Annotated in this window: 14 protein-coding genes; 5 read left to right on the top strand and 9 right to left on the bottom strand. The window is 41.1% G+C overall.

Annotation, left to right across the window (positions count from 1 at the left end):
- Positions 1-6: 6 nt before the first annotated feature.
- Genes DCO56_RS27040 through DCO56_RS27030 form a run of 3 tightly spaced genes read right to left on the bottom strand, consistent with a single transcriptional unit; the run spans position 7 to position 3,797 of the window.
- Positions 7-1,200: a n-acyl-d-glucosamine 2-epimerase gene (locus DCO56_RS27040; protein ID WP_108636798.1), complete on the bottom strand. Its 1,194-nt coding sequence runs from the start codon at positions 1,198-1,200 to the stop codon at positions 7-9.
- A 44-nt stretch (positions 1,201-1,244) separates the two neighbouring features.
- Entirely contained in the window at positions 1,245-2,648 is a 1,404-nt protein-coding gene (locus tag DCO56_RS27035) for a sugar porter family MFS transporter (RefSeq protein ID WP_108636896.1), read from the bottom strand.
- Between the two features lie 42 nt (positions 2,649-2,690).
- A complete protein-coding gene (locus DCO56_RS27030) occupies positions 2,691-3,797 on the bottom strand; it encodes a DUF4434 domain-containing protein (RefSeq protein ID WP_108636797.1) in 1,107 nt (368 codons plus the stop codon).
- Positions 3,798-4,025: 228 nt separating this feature from the next.
- Between DCO56_RS27030 and DCO56_RS27025 the strand changes: the two genes are divergently transcribed.
- Positions 4,026-5,246 carry an ROK family transcriptional regulator gene (locus DCO56_RS27025; protein ID WP_108636796.1) on the top strand — a complete coding sequence of 407 codons (1,221 nt, stop codon included), beginning with the start codon at positions 4,026-4,028 and terminating at the stop codon, positions 5,244-5,246.
- 232 nt (positions 5,247-5,478) lie between these two features.
- Here DCO56_RS27025 and DCO56_RS27020 read toward each other — a convergent pair whose 3' ends face one another.
- The 3 genes from DCO56_RS27020 to DCO56_RS27010 all read right to left on the bottom strand — a co-directional run bounded on the left by DCO56_RS27020 (position 5,479) and on the right by DCO56_RS27010 (position 7,712).
- The gene (locus DCO56_RS27020; RefSeq protein ID WP_108636795.1) at positions 5,479-6,141 is read right to left on the bottom strand and encodes a porin family protein; all 663 of its coding nucleotides are present in this window, start codon (positions 6,139-6,141) and stop codon (positions 5,479-5,481) included.
- 204 nt (positions 6,142-6,345) lie between these two features.
- Positions 6,346-6,654, bottom strand: coding sequence for a hypothetical protein (locus DCO56_RS27015; protein ID WP_108636794.1), 309 nt, complete (start codon positions 6,652-6,654; stop codon positions 6,346-6,348).
- Positions 6,655-6,686: 32 nt separating this feature from the next.
- Positions 6,687-7,712, bottom strand: a complete 1,026-nt coding sequence (locus tag DCO56_RS27010; RefSeq protein WP_108636793.1) for an MFS transporter — start codon at positions 7,710-7,712, stop codon at positions 6,687-6,689.
- A gap of 460 nt (positions 7,713-8,172) precedes the next feature.
- Here DCO56_RS27010 and DCO56_RS27005 point away from each other — a divergent pair, with 460 nt between their 5' ends.
- From DCO56_RS27005 to DCO56_RS26990, 4 genes are all read left to right on the top strand, one after another.
- Positions 8,173-8,865 (top strand): hypothetical protein, encoded by a 693-nt coding sequence (locus DCO56_RS27005; protein WP_108636792.1) that lies wholly within the window; start codon positions 8,173-8,175, stop codon positions 8,863-8,865.
- Entirely contained in the window at positions 8,862-9,950 is a 1,089-nt protein-coding gene (locus DCO56_RS27000; protein ID WP_108636791.1) for a hypothetical protein, read from the top strand. The genes DCO56_RS27005 and DCO56_RS27000 overlap by 4 nt, the downstream gene beginning before the upstream one ends.
- 577 nt (positions 9,951-10,527) lie before the next feature.
- The gene (locus tag DCO56_RS26995) at positions 10,528-11,259 is read left to right on the top strand and encodes a MauE/DoxX family redox-associated membrane protein (RefSeq protein ID WP_108636790.1); all 732 of its coding nucleotides are present in this window, start codon (positions 10,528-10,530) and stop codon (positions 11,257-11,259) included.
- 37 nt (positions 11,260-11,296) lie between these two features.
- On the top strand, positions 11,297-11,647 hold the full coding sequence (locus DCO56_RS26990) for a hypothetical protein (protein WP_146191146.1): 351 nt from the start codon (positions 11,297-11,299) through the stop codon (positions 11,645-11,647).
- A gap of 60 nt (positions 11,648-11,707) precedes the next feature.
- Here the strand turns inward: DCO56_RS26990 and DCO56_RS26985 are convergent, their stop codons facing one another.
- From DCO56_RS26985 to DCO56_RS26975, 3 genes are read right to left on the bottom strand one after another with little or no spacing between them, the layout of a single operon-like run.
- Positions 11,708-13,066, bottom strand: coding sequence for a RagB/SusD family nutrient uptake outer membrane protein (locus DCO56_RS26985; protein WP_108636788.1), 1,359 nt, complete (start codon positions 13,064-13,066; stop codon positions 11,708-11,710).
- Positions 13,067-13,079: 13 nt separating this feature from the next.
- Positions 13,080-16,292, bottom strand: coding sequence for a SusC/RagA family TonB-linked outer membrane protein (locus tag DCO56_RS26980; RefSeq protein ID WP_108636787.1), 3,213 nt, complete (start codon positions 16,290-16,292; stop codon positions 13,080-13,082).
- The gene (locus DCO56_RS26975; protein ID WP_108636786.1) at positions 16,292-18,799 is read right to left on the bottom strand and encodes a TlpA family protein disulfide reductase; all 2,508 of its coding nucleotides are present in this window, start codon (positions 18,797-18,799) and stop codon (positions 16,292-16,294) included. Before DCO56_RS26975 ends, DCO56_RS26980 begins: the two co-directional genes overlap by 1 nt.
- Positions 18,800-19,116: the final 317 nt, after the last annotated feature.

Below are 19,116 nucleotides of genomic sequence, written 5' to 3'. Positions count from 1 at the left end.
CCCAACCTAAACAACTTGAACAAACAAATCTTTACAGGCAATATCTTCGAGTACTTTCCAGCACTGATAAAGGCCCCGCGGCACATGAAAACATCCTTTCCATTTCCCCCCTTTAAGAGGTAATAACACTTCCCCCTTTCGGTTTAGGTACCCGAACCATTCTGGATATTCTGTATCTTTAAAATGCGCCCATGTATAATCGTGCACACGTTCAAACCAAGCTAGACATTCCGGCGATCCGGTCAATTGATATCCTTTAATAAGCGAAATCAAGGTTTCAATATGCACCCACCATAGCTTTTGATCCCATTCCAACTGTTGCGGGGGATTGCCCGACCGATCCATAAAATAGAAAATTCCACCATGTTGCTGATCCCATCCATATTCGACCATATTGAGCGTTATCTCTACGGCCTTCTGAATCAGGTCGTCGCGTTTTAGGCGTTTGCCGAGATCCATGATAAACCACATTGCTTCGATCGCATGCCCAGGATTGATTAAGCGTCCATCAAAGGTATCCGACAACTGCCCTTCCAAGGTTACATTTTCTACAACAATACCACCGAGTTCCGGTCTGTAAAAAACCGCCATCACTTCATGCAAACAGTTATCAATAAAGCCATCCAACAGCTCCGCTGAAAGCAGGTGTTCAATTTCCAAGGCCAGGTTACAGAGGATCATGGGAAGGGCAAAATTCTTGAGACTACGGCTGCCAGGGACCGCTTTGTTCCACTTTCCTTTGGGATTATCAAGCTTCGAACGGATCAGCCTAAAGGTTTCCTTCGCTACTTCAGCATAACGTGGGTTGCCTGTTGCCAAGTGAAGTTGTCCAAATGCGATGGTCGCAAACGTATAGGAAAAAATGTTGTACGGCTCTACGAGCGGGTTACCTACACGATCTATTGCAAAGTACCAATTGTAGTTACCATCATGTCCATGCTCCAGCAAAAAGGCGGCGCCATGTTCTGCTGCCTCAAGCCACTCCTGCTTTTTCTCCGTCTTGTTATACATGCTTGCAAACATATAAACCTCACGCGCTTGCAACCAGATAAACTTATCGGTGTCAAAAACCTGCCCTTTCCTGTCCAAGCAACTGTAATATCCACCATATTTCCTATCCAACGAATTTTCCAACCAAAAGGGCAATACGTTCTCTAACAGTTCCGATTTGTACTGTTCAGTAAGTTTTTTAAAATCCATCTATAATCTAATTATTCTTTATATTTTCATTTACAATAAGCAGGTTAATGAATCCAATGTCGTTCAATATCTTCCAAGGATCTGCCTGTTGTTTCCGGCACGAGTTTCCACACGATGAGCATATAGGGCACGCACATTGCTGCGAAAAGGAAAAAGGTTCCACCCGGACTTAAATTATCCAATAGCCAAGGGGTAAGCTGCCCGACCAGGTAAGTACCCAGCCATAAGGATAGACCCGCTATGGACATGGCCAACCCACGAATGGAATTTGGATACATTTCTGAAAGCAATACCCAGATTACCGCTGATATAGAAATGGCACAACAAAATACATAAGCTAAAAAACAGCTTAACATGAACAAACTTGGGAGCCCAAGGACTTTGCCCCAAAAGAAATATATACCAATAAGCAAAAGAAAAGCGATCATGCCAGAAACGCCTAGGTATACCAGCTTCTTGCGCCCTATTTTATCAATGATAAAAACAGCCAGTACGGTCGTCAAGACATTGACCAATCCAACGATCACCTGATAGAAAAGGGAGTCACCGCCAGAAATACCACTACTCTCAAAAATTGTCGGTCCGTAATAAAGCACAGCATTTACCCCCATGAACTGCCCCAAAAGAGCTATTGCTGCGCCGATCCACACAGCCTTACGCACGCCAGGCTGAGCCAACAGTTTCCAATCGACTTTTTTTTCTGCAGAACTCGCATCCTGAATTTTATTGAGCTCTGTCCTAGCAGCGCTGTCTGAGCCATAAATTCGCCGGAAGATATCTTGCGCCTTTGCTGATCGACCATGCATGACCAGCCAACGTGGACTTTCCGGAATGAAGAAGATAATGAGGAAGAAAAAAACAGCCGGCAATCCAGATATCCCAAGCATGCCACGCCATACTTCCTGATAGAATATGAGCCGAAGCCATTCACCTTGTAAATTTTGTGCATCACCAATCGCATATTGCATAAGTAAATAGTTCACGATATAAGCACCCAGAAACCCGATCGTAACCGCCAGTTGATAGAGAGACACCAACCTGCCTCGATATTGGGGTACGGCAAGCTCTGAAATATACATAGGTGATATGATCGAAACCACCCCAATACCTATCCCTCCGATGATACGTGCATAAATAAGCTGTTGAAAATCAGAAGAAAGCATACAGTAAACTGCCGAAACAGAAAATAGAACAGCACTGATAAACAACATTTTACGACGACCAAAACGATCACCAAGGTAGCCTCCGCAGGTAACACCCAGTATGGAACCTACCAATGCGCAGCCTACGTACCATCCCTGAGAAACGTTATCCAAGCCATATTGTGTCGTTACCTGTGCGATGGTTCCAGATATAACCGCTGTATCGTATCCGAATAGAAATCCGCCTATAGCTGCCACGACCGAGAGGAAGCCGATATAATTTAAGTTTATTTGGTTATTGTTCATATCGATGATATTATTCATTAGGTATCTTGGTATTTATTGTTATCAACGGTTAAAGAATTGCATATAGCGGTCGTAAAGATTTGCCGCCTGACGATAAGCAGATTGCGGACTCATAAAGTGGGAGAACTCAAAGGTAATCGCTTTTTCGTAGTTGGCCCGCTTGGCTGCCTCCAACTTCAAGCGCAACTTATCGAATTTTATTGGCATAAACTTAATAGGCATATCACGATCGAATGTTTCGGCATTTGTCCAACAGGCGATGCCATAACGATCCGCAAGTTGCTTATTTACTGTAAAAAAAGCATCGAGTTCATTGTAATCGATATGCCCATCCTGAAATGCGCAGGCATCGATAACGCCCTGTATACCATCAAATATCTCCGACCAATCTTCTTCATGTTGCCTAACGCTGACGGTATCTGACTTGGAAAGACCTGCTGAAGCTGACATTACGGCTTTTTTGCCATCAATCCAAGGAGAGATAAAGGTCGGTAAACCACCTGATATTGATTTACACATGCTCCCCAAATCGCGGAATGCGCGGATGGACCCTTTGGTTTTTCTACTGATCTCGCCACTGATATACCAACCGGCGAAGCTTTTATGCTTTACCCCATATTTTGACCACACCTCATCTACCACGTACTTGTTGTGTTCTACCTCTTTATATAAATCCCCTGTATCCCAATATGCACCAGAATCATACAGGCCAAAATAAAACAACATGTTATATTTGTCCGCCAAACGTAAAAACATATCAAGCAAATCAGTGCTAGGTTTATAGCAGCCTTGGGCAAGTAAATAATCCGAAGGATAAGTAATGAATTTGCGATAGCCAGATCGGATCAAAATAACGGTATTTATCCCCATTTTTTTCATATGCCTGAAATCTAGGTCCCATTCCAGCTCGCCCCAATTCTGATGTGGAATATCATGCGATATTTCATCAAGAAAAGTTGCCGTTATTGGAAGAGCATCGTTGGAATTTACCAAGTAAGTATCTCGAATCTCTGTATTGATCGTGGGGATTTTTTCCAAATCAGCCCCATCTTCTATACCGCAACGCTGCAACAGAATCGAGCTTCCCACTCCGGCAAGTCCGGTACGAAACGATTGTTTTAAAAATTTTCTACGATTCTGCTTATCCATAATTATTAGTTGGCTTTTTTGCGACCTTCTGAACCGGGTTATAAGGCGTACTCGGCAGAAGACAATGCTAAATTAAAAATAAAATTTAATAATAAAAGACATTTATTAAAAATATTTAATAAATAAAGCCTTTATAAAAATATATAACATTATAGTAACCTTAAATACACATAACATTAAATATCTCCATTTAAATTTGTTAGATTTGTTTCTTACAATTTATATCCAATGACATTTTTTGAGCATATTGAAGACGAGAATATTTCTGGGGTAGCTTATAAAAACAACTCTATCAAGAAGAATATTATTGTGATCCTATCTGTATATGGCAATAGCACCATCGCAGAGTTAAGCAAGGAACTCAAACTTAGCGTGCCCAAGATCACGAATGTAATCAATGAATTGATAGAGGAAGGACTAGTGAAAGATTACGGAAAATCGACCAGCGTTAGTGGACGAAAACCAAATATCTACGGGTTACTTCCCACCTCAGGATTTTTTGTGGGTGTCGATGTCAAGCATAGCCATGTGAACATAGGGCTTATCGATCTCAACAAAAATGTTGTATCTATTGCTGAGAATCTTCCCTATAAGTTGGCCAATAATCAAGCGTCATTAGACGATCTCTGTAAAATCATTAAGGATTTTATAAAAAAATCTGCCGTTCCAAAGGAAAAGATCTTAGCCCTCGGCTTGAACCTAAGTGGGAGGATCAACTACAAAACAGGATATAGTTATAGTTTCTTTTATTTCAGCGAGACACCGCTCAGCAAATACCTGGAAGAAACCTTAAAGATAAAAACCTTTATCGAGAACGATTCACGTGCAATGGCTTATGGAGAGTTTATGTCGGGGGTGGTTAAACATGAAAAAAATGTGCTTTTTCTTAATCTTGATTATGGCATTGGGATGGGCACCCTAATAAATGGACAGATTTATTACGGCCAATCTGGATTCGCGGGCGAGTTTGGCCATATCCCGATGTTCGACAACGAAATCATCTGTCATTGTGGCAAAAAAGGTTGTTTGGAAACCGAAGCTTCTGGGCGTGCCTTAAAAGATCTTTTTATACAGAAAGTAAACGAAGGCTATGCCACAACCTTAACGCAGACCGTCCCGATAGACAATATTAATTTAAGCCACATCATTTCAGCCATTCATGCTGATGACGTACTCGCGATTGAATTACTAGCGAAAATCGGTGAAAAGCTAGGCAGAGCGATAGCTATTCTAATAAATCTTTATAATCCGGAATTAATCGTTCTAGGCGGCCCCTTAGCACAAACTAATGATTATATCTTACTTCCAATAAAGAGTGCAATCAATAAATATTCATTAAATCTCGTAAGTACAGACACGAAAATCAAGCTATCGCAACTGCAAGAAAAGGCAGGCGTCATCGGAGCATGTTTACTTGTAAGGGATAGACTTCTCGATATTAACCCATAGATATGCTCTGTTCCCGAGTTTACTGAATTGTATAGCAGTAATAGCTCTATTGCCCAAAGAAGAAAACATGTTTACTGGTAGATGCAGCTTGCGAAGATCGGAAGTAACGGTTGAAATGAGAATAAGGTCTAGCTGTCATGAATGTGAGGAAGAAGTATGGCTAAAATATGTCGACAATAAACGAAAAAGGCCTTTCGTAAGAAAAGCCCTTTTTTATTGTCTTGCCTTAATATTATAACTGATAACCGATACCTACTGAAAACACGCGGTTTTTAGCTGAACTATCACCAGAATCCTTCATTATATTCGTTAGCCCTAGACTATAACCAGCATTAATCAAGAAACCATTAGTAAATTTAAATCCAGCTAAAAGGTTTGCTCCAGCATCAAAAGTTTTCAAACCCGCATCACTAAAGCTTCCACTGTCCGTTCCATTACCACCAAGCTCGTCGAGTCCGCTCATATTCTCTCTTTTTTCTTTCACATGAATTCCAATTCCCGCATAAGGTCCGGCCCCCAAAAAGACATTACCGGCATTTCCCGTCGGAATAGAATATACAAAATTCACAGGTACCTCAATGTACATAAAATCTTGTTTGATATTCCCTGTCGCTCCACTTACCCCGATGATCTCAGCCAACTTCTCAACCGAAATTTTACGCCCTTTACCTTGTAAAGAAATCCCGGGCTGAATACTAAAATTGTTTGCCAATGGCAAATCCGCATAACCTGTCACATAAAATGACGTTGCCGCGTCGGAGGTATAAGAAAGCCCATTAAGAGATTCTTTCACGTTCGCAAAGTTTGCCCCTGCTTTAAAACCATAAGAAGTTTGTGCTTTTGCTCCAGCAATAAAACATAATGCTGCTGCAATTGAGAGTAATTTTCTTTTCATAAAAAATAAATTAAATATAGAGCTAAAATAAGATATAATTTCCTGAAACACAACAAGAAAATTAAGCAAAATAATTTTCGTAAATGATTCGCTATAAGATTATTCTATCCGCCTGTAATTTAGACTACACACGTATTCAAAGACTTAATCAAAAATTTTCCCATAGTAGAAGCTGCGAGCGTTAACCAATACCATCTACTGATTCTACTCAATCAAATAATTCCAGTTTCCTAATACATCCGGTATCTTCCAAGACTCCGCCTTAGTTTTGTAGTTGCTAAAGTGTCCTTTATCCCATTTGGTAATATGGTAACCTTTACAAAACTTACAATAATAAGCCCTTTTGCAGGCATCTTTTCCCATCCGGTGTTTGATACGTCTGCCGTCTAATTTGTTTCTCACCCGTGATTTGAACTTAAAATGAAGCATTGCCCATTGGGCTTCAATTAAAGAAGGAAATCCAACTTTACCAGTAGCACGGCATTTCCAGGTATTATCCTTTGCTTTTTCCATAATCTATCTTTAAAAGTTTATCTCTTATTGTATCATTCCTTTTCTATTGGTACCTGCAACATGATCCATTCTTTGATATGCTTAGCAATCTTATCAGACACCTCAAAATTATAACGCCCTTCAAACGGAAGCTTGAGCACAATACGCAACCTGCCACGCTTCAGTTGATGACAAGACTGGATCATACCAAACGGTATCGCCTTATCCCGATCTATCTTTTGTACGAATCCTTTTGTACTATTTACGACTTCCTTTAGGCTACGCTGTTCACCACAAGTAAGATTTTCGTGCATCGCAGTTTTTAAATAAAGGCTGACGATACTATTTTTAAAAGTAAAAATTCCCAAATCTTTATACAGTATCTTCTGGGACAAGATTTTGTTATTGAGCAAGAATACTTCCTGCTCCGGATCCATGGATTTGACCAGAACTAAATCTATTTCATCCATGGAATCAGGATCTCTATCTCCCGTCTCAGCTTCCAGGATTTCCCTCACCTCTTCCAGATCCGGAGATAACAGATCAATCCGCTCCTCAAGATCTGTTATCTTTAATTGCTGCTGATGGTTTACTTCGGTCAATTCAACAAGTAGCTTTTTTTGGCTTTGATAATTGGCGAGATAAAAATACACTGTATAGCACATATTCAAGACCAGAACCCCACTAAATATGACCATTAGAGGAAATAAAAGCCATTCATCCTTAGCCATTGCATCTGGACCGATAATCCAGAACAAAAATAGTGTGGGCAATACACAACAAAAAAACAGTTGTGTACCGATGCGTTTCTCCGGATCGGTCAACCAATTTTGCCTTTTGTCCAGTAGCACGATAACCAAACGTATATAGAGAAAAGTGATAGCCACCATCAGCACAAAAAATAGATAGCTAGAGATGATTGACCAGTTTGCAAGCCGATCAGCTAAAGCCCCCTGATAACCCAAATACCAGCAAACACCGCCAAAGACGAAAGACGCGATCAATAGCCAGATTACATCCGGGTAATTTACAGTCAAATCTTTATTATCTTGATATTTGTCCTGACCGATACTTTTCATATACTCCAATACTATTTTATCAAAGCTCTATCCAAACATACATGCGCATCAAGTTTGCTTGCTCTTTCTCATTCGGGTAGAGTTTACCTTATTATAAATTACTTTTCAACATACCGAGGTTCCTTCAAGCATATATGGCTAGATATTGCTTAAGGACTCTTGTTAAAAATTTCCCTATACGAAGAAATGTTTACTATATAAATTTAGCCAATTATTTTTTAAACAATATTTCTAGTTCAAAAATAGGCCTTTTCATTCCGCCCTCTAACCTAAATAATTACCCTGTTGGATGAAAATTTTCAACCTTTATTGTTTAAAATGCACCTTTCGTTGTAAAGAAATCAGCCTTCGTTGTAAAAAACAGGTCTTCGTTGAAATTAAGGCGGTATTCAGCAAAAATTTCCTGTCGTTATCGGTATTTTTGAAAAGTAATAGTTCACTGATTATAAACCCATAGATCATGAGAACAACAAAAACAGTCCTCCCATTTAGCCGCAATTATATATTTATTACGATTGCTGTATTGATTACCTTATATGGGCTTTTTTGGGCGCGGACACATGACCAACGTGTATATAGCATTGGTGTACTGGTCGTGCTTATCCCCTTTTTAGAGATCCGCAACCAAGAGCGCGTGATGCAGCTTTTCTTTATCTTTTTTGCCTGTATCCAAGTTAGCAGCATAGCATTATTTGATCGCCTCCCCTATCAGCTATTGATCAGTTCCCAGCCATTTTGGACAGCTGTAAGAAAAGGCATACCGATAGCCTTCATCGTCTGTGTGCTAGCACATCTATTTTCTTGGAGAAAGATAAACCTTTTCAAACTTTATGGGATCCAATTTCCGATTATGATCCTTGCCTGTATCTGGTATATACGTATGCTGCTGATTATGGCCAATTGTCAGCATATCCCAAATGCGAAAGCTGTACGCATACCTGCCATTGTCATCCAAAAATGCCCTCCTTGTTGTGACATCCATGAATTGTGGTTTTCGTTCAAGCATGAAGGGCAAGAGCAAACGGTGTCCATAAACGTCAACCCACAGTTACATGAACAGACCAATGTAGGTGACACACTCCTGCTGCAAATGCATCCTGGGGTCTATGGCTGGCCGTGGTACCACAAAGATATCAAAAGGAGGTACAAATGATTGTAAGTCTATACCCACTGACTTTACTTATCGAAGCTTTGGATCACTTGGAAAACAAGGGAGCGCAGGCACGTTTACACGAGATTTCAGTGGCCTGCTCCGATAATTTTGCGCTGTCATTACAGGCCTTCCGGCAGATCAGTAATGTCGACTCCGCCAGTCAGGCTGTGCGTCTATACCATACCCAATTACTTCGTCTACACCAAAAACTCGATAGCTTCTGTAGGGATAACAATATCGGAGACCGTACGGCGTTAGTAGCGCTGGAAGACTTGCTCGAACGTATTGAATTTTTATTTAAAAGAGACATCGATCCTGCTACATCCTTACCAAGCCATTACCGCAAAAGGATGTATGCATATGTCTACATCAATATGCCCTATATCCTCGATAGTCTTGCTCAAAAAGACATACCACAAGTTTATCTTGGTGAAATTCTTTCAGCCATGGACAGTCTATTTGAAAATGGCAAGATCCCTTATATTCAATACCGACATCAAGATTATCTGATCCAATTGGTCGAATCGCTACGGCAGTTGGCACAAGACAAGCGCCAAGGTAAGAACTGGCATTACCGGTTTTTAGTAGTGATGGTCAATTTCAATTTTAACCACATGGGATTCTTTAACCGCTGGAAAGAGCTGTACATTTCAGATCCCTCATTTATGGATGCGCTATTACGCTTTCCAAAACATTTCTCCTGCATTCCCAACTTTGCGTATGACAGCAATCGAAGGAGTTTGCTTGAGTTGATGTGCGAGTACATTCAGGCCGAAAATACGCAACCGCATTCAACATTGCATGATCATTCACAACGATTTATCCATAGCAATTTCAATGGCAAGGAGCTCAAGATCTGGATGCACATCGCTGTCAAGGCTAATATCATGCGCTCGTCTGAGAAAAAAGAAGTTGCCGAGGAGTTTTCCAAACTCATCAAAACGAGGGAGGGCACCTTACTTTCTGCCCATAGCCTGACAAGGATGGACAAAAGTGCTGAATTTCATGCAGCTGTACGTATCCGTAGAGTATTAAACACCATGCTTGCCGAGCTGAATGAACAATTTCCCGAATTAAATAAATAAAATACACAGAATTAAAAAAAATAGGGGTATGTTAGCGTTACACCCCCTCAGCACATTCGTTCTATCTATCAAAAACAGCCATTACAATCCTAAAACCAATGGTTTTACCAAGAAGCCGCACCTAACCTTTTTGCCACCATATTACCCCTTCACTACATCCCACCCTTTGTTTAAACCGAATAGAGGCAGGTGAACTCTCCGAATTAGTCATTTCGTTACACCTACGCTCGCCTATTTTCCGTGGTACCTTTGATTTAAGGCGTACGAAAAAGTAGAAGCTGACGCTCAGGCAGGCCGCTGTACCTAATGGAGGGGCAGGTACGGCGCCCTGTTTTTAAAGAAGCATAGAAATAATAAAAGCCCATTCAAAAATAATTAACACGGCAATACAAATAATTAAGCCCGGGATATAAATAGTTAGGAGAGAAATACAAATAGTTAGCATAAGTTAAGTATAAATAATAAAGGTGCTAAACTAGATAGTTAAGGCTGGAAAACGAAAATAATAAAACCGCAGCCGGAAATAATAAATCAGCGGAAAGAAATAATAACTACCACAGTACAAATAATTAAAGCTATGGAAGCGAATAAAACAAGTAGCATCATATATAAGATCCTTCGGTCGGTAATGATCCTTTTTTGGATCTATGTAGGTATGGACAAGATCTGGCAGCTGAGCGCGTTTCGGATTGCTCTCGAGCAGCAGCCCATAATCAGTTATCTGGCTCCAATACTCTTTTGGTTACTTCCGCTCATGGAAATCGCTGTTGGGATATTACTAGCCATACCATCAGTCGGACTGCGTGCATGGGGATGGAGAGCCTCCACCCTATTGATCATCGTTTTTACGATCTATATTGGATTAGGCGTATTAAATGTCTATGCACAGAAACCCTGTATGTGCACAAGCTTTCTGAGCCGTATTTCCTGGACTGCGCATCTATTGATAAATATTGTGATTCTTGGCCTTTCTATAACGGGATGGGGGTTGCATCGCAAGGTCGCCAAATATAGCGAGCGAGTAATCACGGGCAAGACAAACATCGCATTATTTCTGATTTGCTTTATAGCAATGGGAGCCATCAGCTACAGGAATATCCATTATACAAAGTCAAAGGATGTATGGTATGCACCGGACAGTCTATATTATTATCCAGAACACAACGACGTCAGTAGGCCTATAGTAGGCAGCCTGGCATACAGATACGATCGGTACTCAGGACCGTACCGACAATTATTTACAAAAAAAAGTAGCAAGCCAACATCTTTACTAACCAATAGATGGCTTGCTGTACAGAAAGGAGGGTAGCTACATGCTAACCAAATTTTTAAACAATTATGGCTACATGATATTAGGAGGAGCCATGATTATCGGATTCTCAGCATTTAAAGGTGCTGAGGCTTATGCAGGAAAGAGTTTAGCTCCTGTAACTATTTACTTCCATGGTGATCCAAAAGATGCGAATCAGGTTAAAGATGCATCACTTTGGAATACCACATCCAACGATGAGGACTGTAACAGTGCAAACGTTATGGCTTGCTCACAGGTTGTAGATGAATCAGATCTGAATTCTTCAGATCAGCTGAATCCGGCAAAGATTCAGTTAGGTGCTACGGCTACCTCGGGTGGAAATCACATTCCATCTAGAACTGGTGGCAGCAGCTCCACACCATTTACTCCGATCAATAGGGGATAAATGAAAAAGAAGGGATAGTCCGTTTGGACTATCCCTTCCCTCTTTTTATGTACATTTTCTTTATTTCGGATTTTGTTGCATTCCCGTCAATCTAATGATATCTTCAGGAAGAGGAAGTGCATAAGCGTTGGAATTTGGCTGTAAAGCAATCAATTGCCCATTTAGTTTCCTTGCTATTGAAATCTCTCTTCCTTCTGCATTCAACCGTTTAAGGTCTATCCATCTCAGCCCCCTATAAAGTAATTCCTTTCTTCGTTCTTTTAAGATTAAAGCCAGTGCTTCTGTTTTGTCTTTTATCACATAAGGAATAAATGTGCCCACCTTATACCTGTACCTGAGTAGATAGTTTAAGTCCGCCATTCCTGCCTCTACATTTCCCATTCTCACATTGCATTCCGCACGCATAAGATACAGCTCGTCCGTTGCTATTCCCGAAAAAAGTTTAGAAGATCCTGCGTAACTGCCTTTGAAAGTAGTCGTTCCATCGGCTGCTACTTTGAAGTATGCTGACCTGCGCAGATCATTACTTTCATAAGACCGATACAGGAGCGTATCAGTCAAAGCACGCGAACTAGTCAAATTGATATTTACTAATAATTCAGCGTAAAACAAAGTCTCTTTATTAAAAATCGTAAATGGGTAGGATGCCGTCATCTTTACTTCTGATAAATTATTAAAATCAAGCAGGTCAGCATTGTATTTTAGGGCTAAATCAACATAATAATTGGCCGAATCATATACCTGCATTGATAGGTAAGCGCGAGCCAATGTCGCATAAGCCGCATATTTGTTGGGACGCATGACATGACTGGTTTTCTCAGGAAGCATACCACTACATTCTTTCAGGTCTGTGATTACTTTTTCGTAACACTCCGCTATGGATGACCGATACGATGGGGCATGAAAATCCGAACTGTTTCGCAGCACAATCCCCATATCTGTTTTCGATTCTTGGGTATAGGCTTTTGAATAGGTCCATAATAACGCTAGATATTGGCTCGCCTGATAAAATTTAGCAGAAGCATAAATGGCATCATATTGATTAGCATTACTTTCATCTCGATTGATCTTTTTTATACGGTCCAACACGAGGTTGCTATTGTAAACAGTGCTGTACGATGAGGACCAGTCATTTCCGAAATTCATATGATCATTCTGCCAGATATAGGTCTGTTGGCCATAGTCAATCAATGCATCATATACGGATTGGCTCAGATAATAATTATCTGCCGACGCTTCCCCAAAAGAAGGAAACTTCAGATTCATAATCTGACTATCATCCAATAGCTTTTGTAAGTCGTCCAAACTATTCGGTACAGCCAAACCATAGTTTGACTGCACTTCTAAATATTTTTGACAGGCGGACAAGGAGAAAACAATTACCCCTAGCCACAATATGTTAAGAAATCTTTTCATCATTTATGATATTAGATCAATAATCAATTTTTAATCCAATGGAAAATGTCTTCGGTGGACTTAATTGGTACGGAAATTCCGGATCGATACCGAGCTTGTTTGCACGCCATAGTACCCCTAGGTTGGCCGCATTTGCTGACAGCCCCATATTAAATGCACGATTTCCGACGGTATACTTACCTTGCCAGGTTAGCGAAACATATTCCAGCCGCAGATGATCCCCTTTATAGACATTGATATCAGCATATTGATAGAATGTGTCTGACATTGAATTTATAGGATATTTCATACCGGGAACCTGCGTATGCTGTTCATCCCCCGGCCGCTGCCATCGCTGATCAAAGTCCGGATAGGCCGTACCGTTGGCAAACAATGAAAAATAGGACGTCACAGGACGTCTTACATAATAGTTCCCCTTAAAACTGACGTTGAAAGAAAAAATCAAAGACTTCCAAGACAGTGTGTTGATTACATTACCAAAGACCTGAGGTTTGGAGGATCCAAAATAAACGATACTTTCATTTCCTTCTGGTAATGCATCGGCCTGATTACGTATGGCCGTATAGTTTGTGCTTAGCTGCCCATCCAGCAAGCCCTGCCCTTCACCAAATTCATTCAACCCCATCCATTTATAGGCCGCCAATGCGTTCAGCGGTTTACCGACGATCGGTGTGATGGTATTTCCACCCGAGAGAAAGGATGTGATACTGTTTTGTAGGTTGTAATATTGCGTTGTTTTGTTCCTATTTAGGCTTATTATCATTCGCGTATCCCAGTTGATCTTTCCGCTTATATTCTTTGAATTTAAGTCAATGTCAAATCCTTGCCCCCGCATTCCTGCCAAATTCTTGACAACTGTACCCTGTAAGCCCCATGCCGTATAATCGTATTCGCTCAGTCCATATAGATCCTTGCCTTTCTTTACATAGTAGTCAATACGTCCGGACAATCTTCCTCTTCTTAATGAAAAATCCAGACCAAAGTTAGTGGTTGCCACTCTTTCCCATTTTAGCAAGGGATCATTCAAGGTGCTTATCTGATACATTGGATAGCTGGTATAAGTTGCCGAGCCGATATAGGCAATTGGATCTGGCGATCGTCGCAGATCTACGTTACCACTCGTTCCGTAAGTTGCCCTCAATTTCAGATAATCAAACAGGGCCAGCTTAAAGAAAGCCTCCTTATGAATGTCCCAAGATCCGCCTACGGACCAGAGCGGCGACCATCTATCATTGGTCGATGCGCCAAAGATATTAGCCCCGTCTTTACGCAAACTCATAGATAGGCCGTAACGGTCCATAAAACGATCGCTTATATTGGTATAAAGCGAAACAAATCGATTTACATTTTTAAAAAACTGAGGCGCTCCCGGTATCCGCCGCATGCCATCATCTGGCAAAGTTGGAAAGCGAGTTACAAAGTCCACCGAAGTGCTTGACATCGGCAATTCATTGTATCCATAGGCTGTATAGGAATTTGTGTTCGACCTATTCTCCCGTACCTCTCCACCAAGAATACCGACCAGCAGATGCCGACCTATAGATTTGTTAAAATCAATTTGACCACGCATGGTATACGATCTTCCCTCAGCAGCTGAATAGCGTTTGATACCACCGAGAGGAATATTATATTTTGTAGGTGTGGTACCTGTACCAATGATAGTAAACTCATTGATCCACTTACGTGCTTCATAACTTTCCAACGCATTCAGCTCGTTATTCTCTGTGCGCTGTTGCTGAATCTGTCCGCCCATATTCAGGTGAAGGTACGGCAATACCTTATATTTCAGGTTCAGGCTCGAAAACCATTCATTATTCTGCCGTCGGTCTTTTGCATATTTGTATTCCGACAGTGGATAGTAATCCCATGGCAGATAACCTTTCGCATAGTTTTCTTTCAGATAACTGCCCCTATACTCCTTTTCAAATGGAATTTCAGTTCCATCTTCCTTTAGAAATTGAAGATATGGAGCCTTCATACTGCCATAGCTCAACGATGAGAATTCAGGTTTGCCATTTCTACTATCCTGATTTGTATACAGCACCTGTAAGTCTAACTGTATATTGTCGGTAGGCCTGAAACTATTGGACAGTTGAATATTAATTTTTCGATCAAAAGCATCCAGTTCGGATTTATTCCCCGTATATCCAATACCAAATCCATAGGAGTTGCGTGTCCCTCCGCCCGATATATTCAAGGCGTGTTGATTGACAAATGGCACATTATAAAAAGCGTCCATATAATTTTGTCGTCCATTTTGCCTCATGAATTTAGCTATACCGCTGGCCGAATCTGCCGGGGAAATAAGGTTACGCTTGCGCCTATCCAACAGGTCGATCACTGGCGACTGTGCTAGATATGGCTGATATAACAATTCCGAATCGTAATAACCCTTTTCAAAAAGATATTTCTCTAGCGCTATAAAATCAGCATTTTGGGGCTGATAGATTTTATTCAGATCATTATTTTCCTTCAGAATTATTGTATTCGAGAGCGTTATTTTTGTCATCTGCTCTTTGGAGAAAGCACCCTTTTTTGAAGTCATGACGATCACACCATTCCCAGCACGTGCGCCCCATATTGCACTCGCGGCAGCATCTTTCAAGATAGATACACTCTCAATGCTATTGGGATCAATATTACTGATATCACCTTCATAGATAAAACCGTCGAGCACTATGAGTGGATCCAGATTTCCGTTGATTGTACTCAGACCCCGTACAGAGATATTCAGTTTCTGCAGGTCGGCATTTTGAATCGGCTGATTGTCGAAACGAATTGCTGATGTCATGTTATTGAGCCGATCCAAAATATTAGTTCCCACCTGCTGATTGAGCATCTTATTATCTACCACATCAATAGCACCTGTCACCTCATTGGCTTTCAATGTTTGATAACCTGTACTGACAATAGCCTCTTCGAGATAAGTCTCTTTGACAGAAAGGGCTAAGACCTTATTCTTCTCAAAAAATCCAGCTGCTACTGTCCTATCGAGATAACCAATACAACTGATCAATAAAGAATCTTCTTTATTACCTACCTGAATATCGAATTTCCCTTTCAGTGAACTTGCGGCCTGGTTATGCAACGTTTTGTTCCGTATGGATGCACCTACGAGTACCTTGCCGCCATTAGCTGAAACAATTGTACCCTGTACCCATATTTTTTCCTGAGCCTTGCTCACGAAAAACAATACGCTTGTAAAAAGCGCTGTTAACAACACTTTCATTACTTCGTATGTAGCGTGGATACTGAGTAGAAATAGGGATATTCACCATTGTATTCTGCTGGTTTCAACTTTATACCATGCTGTTCCAGAACAGCTACTTTCTCTTCGATAGTTAGATCAAGAAAGTTTCCAGGCAAACGCAGATCAATCCGTTCCGCACTTTTGTGCTCGAAAATTACGGGCTTATCCAGAATAGACCTGATGAAACTAATCACACCATTTATGGGCACATTTTGCAGGATCAAAGATTCATTGCCTTTATCCACACTATTGATGTACATTCCGCCCTTGGTTTTCCATAGCGGGCGTGATTCATCTAGCGAAAGTGCATAAGCCTCAACAACACCTTTTTTCCGCTCGACAGTAACATGAAAACGTTCAATCAATGCCTTTCTGAAATAATCGAAAGCTAACTCCTGTGTGATACTATCACGCAGGTATAATTGGTACCAAAACTGTCCTTTTGTTGTTTTAAAATCGTATATGAGATCAATAAATTCCTTATTGATCCGGTCATCAAAAACGAAAAGACTCGATTTTGCCCCCTGGAAGACATCAGGAAAAGCGAGCTGATAGCAGGTATTGAGAAAGTAATTCCCCACCTGAAACAGCGAGCTTCCTTTGCTGTAGGACACAGCGGGATACACGCCGAGATAGTTTTCCCGATAACCTGACATGACCGAACAAAATACAAGACCTGTGGTATCCACCAAAGGCTGCGTGTTTATCCGAGCGGTATTTTTGATTTCCGATTTTTCGATAAACCTGTTTGAAACTCCAGTTTTCAAAAAATCCTGGATAATATCCTCCGTTACGGAACTTGCAAATGAATTAAGGACAAATTGCCCCTCGGCACTGATAATCCCTATCGTCGGCAAAGTATTATGCGGCAAAAGCGATGTGAATAATGTATCATCAAGTAGTGTCGGTAATACAGGCGTATAATTAAAGTCCTCTTTATATTTTTTAAAACGCTTATTTATCCGCTCAGGCGTATCCTTATTGCGCTTGCTGTTGACCATGACAACTTTTACCTTATCCTTAAAGCGTTGTTGGATCAACTCCATGTCGGGGATCCCCTCAATACAGCTCGGGCAGCCCGTTGACCAAAAATCCAACAGGATCAGCTTACCTTTCAGATCGGAAAACCTGATCGTTTTCTTTTTACCATTAAAATAGTTCAGTTCGAGCGACTGATTCCAAACCGCATCAGGGATCTTATCTCCCGGCTTTAGTGCGGTAAGATCAGATAGCCCATCGGCCCCGCTGTCCTTGCGGGGCGTCTGAGCCGATAAACTAAACATAGAAACCATCAGAGCTAATACCATAAGAGCTCTGATGCTCTTTAATGCCTTAAAAGAAAAATTAGATGATCGAAAAACTAAAGCCAAGCATGTCAGCGACATGCGAAAAGTATTTTTATTATCGAACAAATAAGCAAAGCATTTTAAAGCCCTCTGAGCCTTTGAAACAACATCAACAATAAAAGAATCGATAACAGAGACAACACGCTCATAAAACGTCTTAAAACCATTAAATTTAAAACAACTTCCCTCTCTTCCATTATCCAATTCCGTATCCTCTCCTTTTGCAGACTGTGCTACAGCAGTATCAGACTTATACCCAAGATCCACCAGTGAGCTACTGACAGCTCGTACCTGTTTAATACCTCTTTGGTATATCTCCGGTAGCTCTTTAGTACATTCCCAGTACCTTTTTGGTACCCTTTCGGTACACTCCCGGTAGCTTAATGGTGAACTAACGGTACCTTTCGTGCCAAGGAATAGACCATTTAAGTACCTACCAACTCCTGACCAACTTCGCCCTTTCTCCCAGCGTTGCTCGGAATTTCTTCGGGTGGGCTTCGGGTCACCCACGGGAAAAATCAAAGGAAAATTCGAGGAAGACTGATGACCCACTGCATGAAAGGCAGAAGTTGGGGCGAAGTTGGTTAGGCAAAGGTCCGAAGAAGGTGACGCTCCTACCCTTCTTCGGGTGCTCTTCGGCAACGCTTCGGGACCTCTTCGGGGCTTGTTCGAGACATGTTCGGCTACGCTTCGGCTCGGCTTCGAGTCCGCTTCGACTGCGCTTCGGGAACGTCCCGAAGAACAGCCGAACAGCAGCCGAAGCACTCCCGAAGAAGGGCCGACGCAGGTACGGAGCAGATCCGAAGGCCACCCGAACAAAGCCCGAAGGACGCCCGAAGAAATCTCCTGCTTAGTTATTTTTTGATCGCTGCTCTGCAAACGTTTTTGTAGCACTGGACAAGTACCTTTATAGTACATTTTTCCATTGTCAATTTTCCTACGCAACGATTGCGTAAATAGTGCTATATCTGTGCTTAAGTAGTGCTTAACGCATACTTGAAATATGTGGGTAAAAAACAGTTGAAAACTGGCTAGTAACTCAGGTAATTGAACCCTGATTTTTTTTGATTTAATTTCTGGTGAGCCGGAGGAATCTTTTCCTTTAGACAGTTCTCTCCCACCCTTGTAAAAATTGGTCATTTTTAAAAGGTTTTAATGGCTGCGGCCTAAAGGAAAGAATTCAGATATCGATATAAACGAATGTATCCAAAGCTCCTAAACCTAGCTTAGGCCACAATAAAAAATAATGGTTAATAGCTAAATCTAAGAGCGCTGGAATGGTGTTTTCAAAGGTATATAATAGGGTCGCTACGCTCTTCAAGATTATGGGAAAGTCATTATATGACTTTACAGACAGAGCTACTCTGCTGGCTTGATTTTGTTTTTGATAATTTGTTTTTTCATAACTCGTTATAGTTACGAGTCTCATTGAAGAAAGGAACTATAGCAAGGCCCTA

This window comes from Sphingobacterium athyrii (genome assembly GCF_003071065.1).
Lineage (GTDB): Bacteria > Bacteroidota > Bacteroidia > Sphingobacteriales > Sphingobacteriaceae > Sphingobacterium > Sphingobacterium athyrii.
Note: the sequence above shows the minus strand (reverse complement) of the source record. Positions and strands in the feature narration are given on the sequence as shown.